This window comes from Labilibaculum manganireducens, from assembly GCF_963665805.2.
Lineage (GTDB): Bacteria > Bacteroidota > Bacteroidia > Bacteroidales > Marinifilaceae > Labilibaculum > Labilibaculum manganireducens.
The window spans coordinates 3,508,772-3,521,298 of record NZ_CAXXEE010000003.1 but is presented as its reverse complement, the minus strand read 5'-3'; the positions used below and the strand labels follow the sequence as shown (position 1 = coordinate 3,521,298).

9 protein-coding genes are annotated in these 12,527 nt (G+C 34.5%); 7 read left to right on the top strand and 2 right to left on the bottom strand.

What is annotated here, in order from left to right; translation table 11 throughout:
• Window positions 1-49: 49 nt before the first annotated feature.
• Window positions 50-841 (bottom strand): CRISPR-associated endoribonuclease Cas6, encoded by a 792-nt coding sequence (gene cas6 / locus ACHZAX_RS13670; protein WP_245870297.1) that lies wholly within the window; start codon window positions 839-841, stop codon window positions 50-52.
• A gap of 401 nt (window positions 842-1,242) precedes the next feature.
• Between cas6 and ACHZAX_RS13665 the strand changes: the two genes are divergently transcribed.
• The 4 genes from ACHZAX_RS13665 to ACHZAX_RS13650 all read left to right on the top strand — a co-directional run bounded on the left by ACHZAX_RS13665 (window position 1,243) and on the right by ACHZAX_RS13650 (window position 4,634).
• Window positions 1,243-2,535 (top strand): hypothetical protein, encoded by a 1,293-nt coding sequence (locus ACHZAX_RS13665; RefSeq protein WP_320019513.1) that lies wholly within the window; start codon window positions 1,243-1,245, stop codon window positions 2,533-2,535.
• Complete coding sequence (locus ACHZAX_RS13660; protein WP_320019512.1) at window positions 2,528-3,772, top strand: hypothetical protein; 1,245 nt, start codon at window positions 2,528-2,530, stop codon at window positions 3,770-3,772. Before ACHZAX_RS13665 ends, ACHZAX_RS13660 begins: the two co-directional genes overlap by 8 nt.
• A gap of 424 nt (window positions 3,773-4,196) precedes the next feature.
• Window positions 4,197-4,400: a helix-turn-helix transcriptional regulator gene (locus ACHZAX_RS13655; RefSeq protein WP_101309083.1), complete on the top strand. Its 204-nt coding sequence runs from the start codon at window positions 4,197-4,199 to the stop codon at window positions 4,398-4,400.
• Between the two features lie 3 nt (window positions 4,401-4,403).
• Window positions 4,404-4,634, top strand: coding sequence for a HipA N-terminal domain-containing protein (locus tag ACHZAX_RS13650; RefSeq protein ID WP_320019511.1), 231 nt, complete (start codon window positions 4,404-4,406; stop codon window positions 4,632-4,634).
• A 60-nt stretch (window positions 4,635-4,694) separates the two neighbouring features.
• Here the strand turns inward: ACHZAX_RS13650 and ACHZAX_RS13645 are convergent, their stop codons facing one another.
• The gene (locus ACHZAX_RS13645; RefSeq protein WP_101310195.1) at window positions 4,695-5,762 is read right to left on the bottom strand and encodes a helix-turn-helix domain-containing protein; all 1,068 of its coding nucleotides are present in this window, start codon (window positions 5,760-5,762) and stop codon (window positions 4,695-4,697) included.
• A gap of 405 nt (window positions 5,763-6,167) precedes the next feature.
• On the opposite strand from ACHZAX_RS13645, the gene ACHZAX_RS13640 reads away from it, so the two are divergent.
• The 3 genes from ACHZAX_RS13640 to ACHZAX_RS13630 are packed head-to-tail and all read left to right on the top strand — an operon-like array spanning window position 6,168 to window position 11,802.
• Complete coding sequence (locus ACHZAX_RS13640) at window positions 6,168-7,532, top strand: TolC family protein (RefSeq protein WP_101310196.1); 1,365 nt, start codon at window positions 6,168-6,170, stop codon at window positions 7,530-7,532.
• A 48-nt stretch (window positions 7,533-7,580) separates the two neighbouring features.
• The gene (locus ACHZAX_RS13635) at window positions 7,581-8,648 is read left to right on the top strand and encodes an efflux RND transporter periplasmic adaptor subunit (protein WP_320019510.1); all 1,068 of its coding nucleotides are present in this window, start codon (window positions 7,581-7,583) and stop codon (window positions 8,646-8,648) included.
• A 40-nt stretch (window positions 8,649-8,688) separates the two neighbouring features.
• A complete protein-coding gene (locus tag ACHZAX_RS13630) occupies window positions 8,689-11,802 on the top strand; it encodes an efflux RND transporter permease subunit (RefSeq protein ID WP_320019509.1) in 3,114 nt (1,037 codons plus the stop codon).
• The last annotated feature ends 725 nt before the right edge of the window (window positions 11,803-12,527 follow it).

The following is a 12,527-nucleotide window of genomic DNA, read 5'->3' as shown; positions in this document are numbered from 1 at the left end:
CGCTTATTTCTTTGCTGCAGGCAGGTGTTTCGTAAACTCATTTCCTCAATCACCTTTCGCAATTTCTTTCAATTTTCTCAAGCCAACCAAAACCACTCGAACTTTTCTCGCTGCATCCGGCATTCCAAATCATTTTTTGCACAGCAACAGGTGCTGTTAGTTTAAACTCAAACAAATTCCCTACTATCCTCGACTGTTCTTTGGTATCTGGTTTCATTACAAAACCGGCACGTTTAAAACCGCTTGTTTGCTTTAATGTTATTTGTTTTGAAGAAACGGATTCCTGATTCCTTGTATTATTGTATTTCTCAATCAGGTGTTTTACTGCAAAAGTTTCAAAACTTTCATCCTTAGGCGAAAGGTATTGAGGGTATTTATTATTTTCAGTTTGGCAGCTTACCACCCATGGCGTTTGTAAATGGTAGTGCATATTTTCAGTGAACTCGGGTTCGGGCAAAACTGCAGCATTAGCAACTTTAAAATCGATTCCATTAAATTTATCACCCAGATAAAATTCCTGTTGCATAAACAAGCCTTTTATAAAAGTGGAGGCCGCTTCGTTTACATCAAATGAAATTTGCAGCTTGATTTCATGAGCTGATATTTCGAAAAGTTTTTTCTCTTTCCATAGTTTTGGTTTTCCAAAATTCATTTGTGAGAAACAAAAAAGTTTGTAAAGTTTTGTTTCACTTTGGCCGTAGCCTTTCTCGTGCAAAAAAGAGGCAAAGTCTTTATCGGCTTGTTTAAGCACCTTGTAAATCCAGGCACTAATGTAATACTGGTAATCCATAGGCAACATGCGTTGCTTTGTGGTACGGTTCAATGTCAATTCAAATCTCATAGTATAAATTTATTCTACTGTTTTGTTCTGTTGTTGTGTTAGTGTGTTGTTTTGCAGTGATTTGTGTAATTTGCTCGTTGTAAGTTTAGAAAGTTAAGTAAATTTATAATAATTTCGATGTGTCAAATGTGCCAAGTTTATGAAAAGAGGAAATATGGCGTTCTGTCCCCCGGGTTTCGGCAAAGAATTCATCAGGGTTTTCTCCCTGCTTTCGTAGATGTGTAATTTGCGGGTAAAGGGTTTTCAATCCTTTAAATCGAACCTGTCAGGGGCTAAGATCGGACAGCATTTAAATAACACCTGACAAATAATAATAAAATTGTTATATAAAATAAGAGGTTTTTATTTTTATTTGCGGGTATATTGTTAATTTAACACCTGCATTTTAAATCAGATGTTCGATGTCCAAAAAGAGAAAGAAAACAAATACTTCGCAAGTAAGAAAACGGGATAACAGTCCTCATAACAATCCTGTACTAAAAAAAAAATATTTAAAAATTTTAGAACGTATATGTTACCAGACCGATTGTGAAACTGCATTTAAACTTCTTTCAAAAGATGAAAAAAGTAATGCCTTCGGACATAGAGTTTATATAGGATCTATTAAGTTTAAGAACAAAAAGGCTGTTTCAAAAGATGCATTAGAATTTTTTACGAAGTATGTGCAGGATTTTTATGCTGACAGTATTTACAAACTGCAGCCGGATAGGGAAGTAGAACTCACCAATTTTGAAATTCTTGCAGGATTGCAATTTTTAACTTCGTTTGACAACTTGACAGGTGAAAGAAAAAATCAATTGCAGATTGCCTTTACTCCTATGCGGTTAAAATTGGGGACTTTGCAGGACGCGATTAAGACAATTATTTTTCATTATACGATTACTGCCAATGGGACCAACATTTTTAACGATACCTTATACAATCTGAAGTTTGATTTTAAGGTGAAGGAATATCCAACACTCGGGATGCATTATTTTTCAACTTTAGAGGCTGTTCCGTGCCGTTCGGGTAATTATATCGAAAATGGTAAACTCAGGAAAGTATTTCAGTTAGGGTATTTGGATTATGGCTTTACTATGAATTGGGTGTCTGTACCTGTAAAAAGCCTTCAGGGAGTATACCGTGGTGATAAAAAGGAATTGCCGCTGTGTATTCAAAATCACGCCTATAATCGGTTGTTGGAGCGATTAAAACCACTATCTGGTATGGATATTATCCATCAGCTTAGTTATACTTTACAAACTTCTCTTAAGATTGAAATCTACAAGGGAAATATCTTGATTCCGTATTTTCATATAAATCTAAAATGTGGTTATTTCTTAGGCGTAATTAATAAAGATAGATTGATCATTAAGACATTTTTATTTTTGACTCATCATTATACGCCCGAAGGTGATAAGCTGGAAAAAGTATTGGGTTTGAGTAAAGAAGAAATATCGTACTGGAAAATTGGCAGCCTTGAAAATTTCTTCGGTTCAAATTTGGAGACTAATCATGAAATGAGGAAAGCATTTGAGGATGCAGGAATAAGTCATTTATTTACTGTACAATCAATAGGCTGTGAAAAGGAGCAGAGAAATTACAATTGGGAAGCTTTAAACGCATACATCAATCAGGGGAAAACAGAACTATTTGATGAGGGAGCAGAAGATGAAATGCTTGAAGAATTGGTTGAGGAGGGGCTTGATGAGTAGGAAAGGAAAAAGGAAAACACCCGCTGTAAAGTACAACGAAAGTGTGGCCATAAATGTCAATTTTAATCGGATAAAACAAGTGTGCCAATTACTTGGTTGTGCCGATGCTTTAGGCATACTAAGTCAGCAGGAGATAAAAGAAATTTACAGGCTTCGCATGCATTTTATGGAGCCGAAATTGATGGCAGGGCATAAGATCAGTAGAGAGAAAATGAAATACTACAAGCATTTCTGTCAGCTGTTTTGCCAGCAGGAAAAATCCGTTTTGATAGAAGGACAAAATCCGGTTTCGGTGATTGCTATGGTGGCCGTTGAGCGGTTCATAGCATGGCACTCCTATGTTCCTGAAACAAGAGCTGCTGAAATCAAAAAGTCTTTGCATGTATTATTTAGGCATTTTGCTAAAATTGAAAACCCAATATCGGATTTGTATTGGAATTACAACAGGATACTTATTGTTTCAAATCCATTTACGACAACCATGCACACTTTCAAAACTTCATATGAATACAGAAAAGATGATGTGCATGGCTTGTATCATACTCTAAAGATATGTAGCGTTGAACCGCGGGTTAGTAAAGTGAAAATAAATGGGATCAAAAGAATTGTTTATCAGATAGGCTGCCAAAGTGTAAATGATGAACCTCAATGGATCAGCATTTCGGCTGCGAAGTTATCCGGCTTATACAAAGGAGATGAGGAAGAACTTCCTGTCTGCATTCAAAATCATGCACTGATAAGATATCTAAGCCGGACTGCACCCATTGGAGAGGATGCTGCACAAAGTTACATCGGTATTAGTATGAGGAATAAAGAGCCTTTTATTTATCGTAGAAATGTATTGTTTCCGATTTGTTACAAAGATTTTAAGTTGGGGTATTTTATTGCCGGGCCGGTGGGTGACAAGCTTGTTATCAGCACTTTTCTTTTTGTGACACAGCGTGGTACTCCCGAAGGTGATAAGCTGGAAAAATTATCAGGCTTAAGCAAAGAGGAAATTACTTATTGGAACATTGCCAAACTGGAAGTGTTTGCTTCCAGCGAAATGAATCCTGAACAAGGAATTTTTACCCTTTTTAAAGAATGTGGTTTGGATTATCTTTTTGATGTGGCGAAACACATCAACAGAAACGAAAAAGACACCTATAATTGGGATGCATTTAATGAATACATGAGAAAAGGAAAAGCGCTGTTAGAAGATGATTTAGAGGAGATCGCTGATGAAGCAGACCTGTAGCAGGAAGAGATTTTAACATCTTGATGCTTTCATTCCAGATAAGAGCATTATTTTTTACAGATTTTAAAACGTAATGAGGCACAGAGCGCCGCAGCCTTGATTTTTTGTTTCTTTTGAGTTACTGATAACTAAGCTTTTCGAGCTCATAGAATACCCGTAAAATTTACGAATGAATAAAAGAACAGCCCGTCTGGCATGGGACACTTAACAATTTCAATAAAAATACAAAAACCAATCTGTCAACGTCTTTTTTCAGATCTAACAGCCTTTAAAATAAATCAACTTCTTATTGATTTATTTAAAACTATACCCGAAAAGGTATAAATCACTCCTGTAGATATTATTTTATACCCGATAAGGTATAGTTTTGTAGAATGTTGTATATTTATACCCGATAAGGTATAAATAATTAAATATCTCGCACATGTCATTATCTGTTTTCACAAAAGAGAAAAGAAAATTACTGAACCTGACTCAACAGGATTTGGCGGATAAAGCTGGAGTAGGAATACGTTTTATTCGCGACCTTGAGCAAGGCAAAGAATCTTTGCGCATGGACAAAGTCAATCAGGTCTTAAACTTGTTTGGTCAGGAGTTGGGGCCGGTTCCTGTAAGTAAAAAAATCTAAGTCATGCGAAAAGCAAAAGTTTATATGCACGATCAGTGGGCAGGCACCATCATCGAAAATGAAGAGGGATTTGTTTTTGCGTATGAGGAGGATTATCTCCAGTTGGAAAATCCGGAATCGGTGAGCCTAAGCTTGCCCGTAAGTGATAAACCATACAGGAGCACAAGTATGTTTCCTTTTTTCGATGGACTGATTCCCAAAGGAAGGTTAAGAAATCATATTTCTCTATTTTAGGATGTGTCGGATAATGGGATGAATTAATATCAAGTATAAATGAGTCGATATAAATTACATTTAGCTTTTAAATAAACTCATATACTCTGAGGGGGTTTTACCCGTAACTTCTTTAAAAGCCCTGTTAAATGCAGATTTACTATTAAACCCGCTATCAAATGCCAAATACAGAAGTTTAATATTGTCAGAATTATCGTTCTTCATTAGTTCGATCATATGATTTACCCTGTACTCCTTAATAAAATTGAAAAAATTGGTTTTTAGGTGAAAATTAATTATTTCAGACAAATCCTGACGTTTTAAATTTAACTGCTCTGCAAGGCTATCTATTGACAAATTTCCATCTATATAAGGTTTATTTTTCTCCATATAAGCTTTTAAGATGGGAACATACGAACCAAGTTTTTCATTTACTTCCTTTTTGGCAACCAACTTAGCAATCTGAGTGGGTGAAATAGTACTTTGCCAAATTCCCAATACCATAATTATTAATAAAGTAATAGTTTCATTAAACATATAAAAACGGCTTATTTTGATATAGATATCAACAACCATATTACTGCTAAAAATATTCCATCCTACGCCTACTAAATGAATAATAACATCATATGTAAGAATGCCAACCACCCAAACCAAACTGATCTTTGCTGATTCATATGAATAATAGTTTTTTAACTCCTTATGGTGTCTCTTTAATATATTAAATGAAAGTATTAGAAAAACAGCCATGAATACAGAAAATAATCTGTTAATTATTTGAAAATGAATATTAGGATTAACATACCCTGTAACAAAATCATACTTTGCAGCAACCATATAAATCAACAAAAGGCTGGAGGGCAAAAAGAACAGGATATCCTTTTGTTTAATTCGCTTCAGGTCTGATGTCATATATTTTAAATACAAGAAGAAAAAAATATATTTAGCTAAACTTATAGATGAGGAGATATTCGAAAGTAACAAATTATTTAGATTTTCATTAAGAAGTTCTAAAGAATATTTAGTTATAAATGTTGCGAAAAATGAAAATAACATTCTGTTGCCTGCTTTGCTTATATCTTTTAATGTAAAAATAAAAACAGCACCTAAAGTTGAAATTACAACTCCGTATATATTGATTACATCCATTATTATATTTTTATAAAAATTACTCTTACTTATCTAATTGCAGCAATAACAATACAAATTTATAATTCGAGTAAAAACAGCCAATTTTATTTCAGACACCCAGAACATGGCGGTTATCTAATTAATCATTTTTTCACAGCTAAATCATTCTTTACTCTCTATTTGCTAATTGAGAAGATTACATTTTTTCATCCATACATAGTATCGGTATAGGATAGAAGTTGTTCTAAATAAAAAACACTGTCTCCAATATGCTTCTCTCATACAGCGTCTTATGGGTGCCACTTTAAAAACAGGACGTCTATATTCTAAATAAAATTGAGATGGTACTACAATAACTGACATTATCTATAAAATTGCCGATGTCATTTCAACAAACTGTAGTATCAAATAAAATATAATGATATGTTATTAAAAAGAATTATCCTAATCAATTTATTGTCGTTCATTTTTTCTGTCGGCTTAATGGCACAAGAAACACACAAAATGAATTTACAGCAAATGTTAGATTTTGCCAGGCAAAACAACTATCAGTTAAAAGAAGCCAATCTTAATAAATTAAAAGGAGAACAAAAGATAAAAGAAGTTCGAGGAAACGGATTGCCTCAGATAAAATCTGAAATAGATTATAAGAATTATTTAAAATTGCCAACAACTATTGTTCCTGGATCCCTGATGGGAGGAGGTGAAGATATGGCATTGTCATTTGGGCTAAAACACAACATGGACGCTTCGATACAGTTATCTCAGCTTCTTTTTTCCTTGAAATACATCAACGCTTTAAAAACGGTAAAACGGGCATCGGAAATAAGAGGTCTGGAGGTGGAGAAAGCTCAGGTTGAAATGGTTCATTTGCTTTTAAAGGAGTATTACAATTTAATGGCTATCTACAAAAATTTAGAGATTATTGAAAGCAATATGCAATCTCTCAGCCAGATGAAAAAGAAAGTTAATGCCTTAGTTAAAGGAGGTCTTGCACTAAAAACAGACGCAGATAAAATTACAATCAATTACACAAACCTGCAAGCCAACAAGGAACAAGTTACAGCCGCCATTAATGTACAGACGAATAATCTGAAATATATCATTGGTATGGAAGCGGATGAACAACTTGTAGTTGATACAACTAATTTCCAACTCCTTTTCGATGGTTCCCTTTTAACTCAAAGTTTTGCTGAGGGATTAGACTTTCAAAACCTCACTGAAATTAAACTGCTCGATAAATCATTGGAATTAAACAAGCTTCAAATAAAAACTGAACAGGCAGAAAAGTACCCAAATATTGCCTTGTATGGTAGTTATATGTTTCAAGGAATAAGAGACAAATTTAATTTTTTTGATGGCAGCAAGGACTGGTACAATATAAAGGTGATTGGTGTTAAAGCGACCATCCCAATATTCACAGGTTTTTCCAATAACGCAAAAATCAGATCTGCCAAATACGACATGGAGGTGACACAAAACAAAAAGCTAAGTGTTATGACAGGTTTACAGCTTCAATATAGCAATGCACTGATGCAGTATAATTCCAATGTGAAGAATTGCCAAATACAATTGGATAACATTGAATTGGCGAAGGAAGTAAGGCATCAGGAGGATGTGAAATACAATGAAGGTATTTCCACCTTAACAGATTTTTTAATATCTGAACAAGATTTACGTAACGCCGAAATTAATTATGTGCAAAATTTCATATCTATGAAACAGGCCGAAATAGATCTCTTAAAATCAAAAGGACTGTTAATTAATTATTCAATATCGGGTAATTAAACCTTTTTACTATCTCTATAATTCATAAGACAAGCAAAAAATCATAAAATGAAAAAAAATATTAATCGACTAATGTACATTGCCATAGTTGCAATAATATGTACCCTTTGTTTTCTACAACTTAAAGCAAATAAAGAATCTACAACGAAAACAGCAGAACTTGGCAACATAAAAGGACAGTATTACCCGGTAAAAGCTCTTGTTATTAAATCGATAAAGCCTGTATCAAAATTTTCTTCAACTGGATTTTTGGAATCGGAAACTGATTTAAATCTGATTTCGGAAACACAAGGGCGAATTGTTGAAATTTATAAGTCGAAAGGCGACTATGTAAACAAAGGTGATATTATTGCCAAAGTTGATGACGAACTATTAAAAGCGCAGCTTGATGCCAGTAAAGCTGCATTAGAGCAATTAGAAAAAGAAGATGCCAGATTTACGAAGTTAGTTAAAGAGAATGCCGCAACAAGCCAACAATTAGAGGATATACAACTGAAACTTAAAACAACCCGGGCAAAATATATTTCGGCAAACCGCCAATTGGAAGATACTAAAATTAAAGCTCCTGTTTCTGGTTATATTGAAGATAAATATATCGATATGGGGCAATTTATTGGCGGTGGTGCTAAAATTTGTAATATCATTGATGCTGTAAATCTGAAACTAAAGGTGACTATTTCCGAACAAGATTATAGTGGCATTAATATTGGACAAAAAGTAATTATAACTTCCTCAATTTATCCGGATAAGTTTTTTGAAGGCTATATTTCATATATCGGGAAAAAAGCGGGTTATGGAAATAGTTTCGACACAGAAATTAAACTAAAAAACAACGGCGAAAAACTGTTGAAGGCGGGTATGTTTGTATCATCTGAAATTTTATTGAAATCGGACTCCGCAAGTTTCTTTGTTCCAAGAAAAGCTATAAATGGCTCATTAAAAGATGCAAGTGTATATACCATTGCGAATGGTAAAGCTGTTTTAAAAACAATAACAATAGGAAAGGTGATTGATAGTCAAGTTCAGGTACTCGAGGGACTAAATTCCGGAGAACAGGTAATTATTGACGGAAACTACAGCATTTTCGACGGAGCAACAGTGGAAGTAATCAAATAATTAACAGACTTCATTTGGACAAAAACTAAAATACATTTCAATGAAACTAGTAAGCTTATCCATAAAAAGAAGCACAGTACCAATCGTATTATTCACAATTTTGGTATTGTTAGGAATATTTTCGGCTACAAAAATCAAATATGCCCTGATGCCGGAAATTTCAACAGCTACAATAGTAGTTACAACGATTTACCCAGGTGCAGGACCTCACGAGGTAGAGCAATCGGTAACAATTCCAATTGAAGATGCTCTTGCATCAATGGAGGGGATTGAAGAAATTGAATCGACTTCAATTGAAAATCTTTCTATTGTGACCTTATCGTTGGCACTGGATGCAAACACTGATGTTGCGGTACAACAGGCAACTCAAAAGACAAATAGTATTCTGTCTCAACTTCCTGAAGACATACAAACGCCTTCTGTTGACAAATTTGATTTGAACACCTTACCAATATTCATTGCAGGTGTTAACAGCAAGCTTTCCGGAACTGAGTTTTTTAAGTTGGTTGATGATCGGATCAAACCGGATCTGTCTAGTATACCTGGTGTTTCAAGAGTTGATTTGATTGGAGGTTTGGAACGTGAAATTAAAATCATGTTGGATCCTGATAAATTGGAAGCCTATAAGCTGAATTTGCTTGAAGTAACCAAAATGATTGAATATGCCAATATGGAATTCCCAACTGGGAAACTGAAGACTTATACCAATGAGATGACCATTCGTCTCTCTGGAAAAATCCGTTCAATTACTGAGTTAAAGGAAGTCATTGTTGGAGGATCCAAAGACGGTGGAATTGTTAAGCTTGGGGATATTGCTGATATTTATGATGGTATAAAAGATCCCGACAACATTACAAGGATTGACGGACAGGAAACTATTGGGATAGAGATTAGTAAGCAAAAAGAAGCGAATTCAGTTGAAGTAGCAAAATTAATCAAACAAAAATTTGCAGAACTTGAAGCCAATTATGCCGACCATGATTTAAAATTTGATATTGCTGATGATCAATCCCGATTTACCATACAGGCGGCTGATGCTGTCTTTCATGACCTGATACTGGCTATCGTTCTCGTATCGTTAATTATGTTGGTTTTCCTGCAAAGTATGCGGAATTCAATCTTTGTTTTAATTGCTATTCCAACATCATTAATTTCAACCTTTACAGCCATGTATCTATTTGGGTTTTCATTCGACCTGATTAGTTTAACATCACTTTCCTTGGTTGTTGGTTCCTTGGTTGATGATGCGATTGTAGTTATTGAAAATATCTACCGTCATATGGAGATGGGAAAAAACCGTATTCAGGCATCTTATCAAGCTGTAAAAGAATTGGGAATGACCGTTACTGCAATTACACTTGTACTTGTTGCGGTATTTTTACCTATTGCGTTTGTATCAGGCATCGTTGGCGATATTTTGCGTGAATACGCTGTAACTATTGTTGTGTCAATGTTGATCAGTCTATTGGTTTCGTTCACGCTTGTTCCCTGGATGACCTCGAAATGGGCAAAACTGGCTGTTCCAAAACAAAACTTTTTAGGCAAAACTCTCAATATCTTTGAGCGTGGAATTGATGGATTGAATGCATGGATTTTGGGATGGATGCATTGGGCATTGAAAAATAAAGCCATTACTCTTATTGTGGCTACAGCTATTTTCTTCGGAACGTTTATGTTGTTCCCTGCCGGATATATTGGAGGAGAGTTCGTTCCTGCAGGTGACCGGGGTTCTTTTATTTTGCGTATGGAATTCCCTCATGATATAAGTCTTGATAAAAATAATAGTACTACACGTAACGTGGAAAATTATTTGAGAAGCCTTCCTGAAGTTGATATGGTTTATACTACAGCAGGTAAAAAATCAGGTATTATCAGTACAACTGCAACTCCATATTTTACAGAGGTTTCGGTTAAGCTTATTCCTAAAGAACAACGCACAGTATCCACCAATATATTTGCCCGAAAAGTACGTGCAAAATTGGAAGAGATGATTATTGGTGTGAAAATTAAAGCTGTTTCGCTTAATATTATGGGGAACGAAGATACACCACTTAAATATTACGTTGTTGGTAGGGATATTGACAGTGTTCTGGTTTATTCGCAACAAGTACTAAATTGTATGAAATCAATTGAAGGTACCGTGGAAACTGAGTTAAGTGTTGATCAGGACAACCCTGAATATAATATTAGTGTTGACCGCAATAAAATGAGTAAGCTGGGTTTAAATCTTGCTACAGTTGGAGCTGTCTTAAGAACTTCATTTGCCGGCAACACAGACAATAAATTTCGCGATGGAGAAAAGGAATATGATATTAATATTCAACTTAATGAAATAAATCGCAGGGATAAAAAAGATTTGGAAGATATTTCGTTTGTATCCATGAGTACTGGTCAACTAATTAAATTGTCTCAATTTGCAGAAGTAAAAGAAGGAAATGGTCCGTCGCGTTTGGAACGCTATAACCGGAACCCATCCGTTCAATTAACAAGTCAGGTTCTTGGGGTTTCTCAAAGCACAATTCAAACAGAATTTGCCTCAAAACTTGAAGAACTAAATGCCCCTGAATCAACAAAGGTTACAACCTCTAAACAAACTAAATTGATGGCAGAATCATTTGCTGATCTGGGATTAGCTTTCCTTGCCGCAATCCTTTCTGTTTACCTCATTATGGTGGTTTTATACAACAGTTGGGCCGATCCGTTTGTGGTGATGTTTTCCATCCCGCTGTCCATTTCAGGTGCTCTTTGGGCATTGGCATTGACGAATTGCACTCTTAATATTTTTTCCATTTTGGGAATTGTGATGCTTATTGGTTTAGTAGCCAAAAATGCTATTCTGATTGTTGACTTTGCCAACGAATTAATCTCTGGTGGTAAAGAATTGGTTGAAGCCATTTCTGAAGCCGTAAAATTGCGTTTCAGACCTATTTTAATGACCAACGTTTCCATGATCATTGGTTTGATTCCATTGGCTTTCTCTCAAAGTGAGGGTGCCGAATGGAAAAATGGTATTGGCTGGACTTTGATTGGTGGTTTGACAGTTTCCATGTTACTATCAATGATTATTGTGCCGGTTGTTTACTATATGGTAAAAAGATTACAACAAAAGATGGGGTTCAGTTCAAAAAATGAGATTGTATTAGAAGACGAGTAATTTATTTATTCTTAAAAATAAAAGTTTATCGGAAAATCTGAATTGCCTGCATGTGATAAAGATTTTCCGACTACTTATTTTTATCAATTTTTCAGCTACAAAATGCTGTGAAAAAATAGTAGTATTCATTGCCTTTATGTAAGAATTACTCATTACAGAGGAAAAGAATAACAATCTAAAAAAGTAATACTGCAACTATTCCATTGAAAATCAACATATATAGGAGCAAGGTTTAAGAAAAAGGCTTCTCTGGCAATAACAAAACTATACAAGGATAATTCTCATGACGAAATATAAATTCTGATTTTGGGTGGTAATTTTCTAAAAGGAAATGTATGAATCATCCGGAATTCAACTTTCTTTTGTTTTCCTGTCTTGAATTGGAAGGAAAATTAAGCTATCAATCATTGTGGCTAATCAAAAAATATATTTGATGTACATTGAAAATTTAAGCAATCAAATAATGATTGTAGACTGAAGTATAATAAAAATGACAATGAATGTAACTGCTCGATTTCTAAAGTATTGAAATTAACATCTTTCTGTTGTCCTCTCTTGGTGGGTTAATGAAATAGATCGAACCTTTTATTATCCGAATTATATTGAATTTTAGATTGAATTCATAAAATACAGTACTGTGTATGAGTTGTTTAAATGATGTATAACTATTATACCTGAAGATTATATCAATTTTGAAGCACAAAAAAAAATATTAGCTTTACACA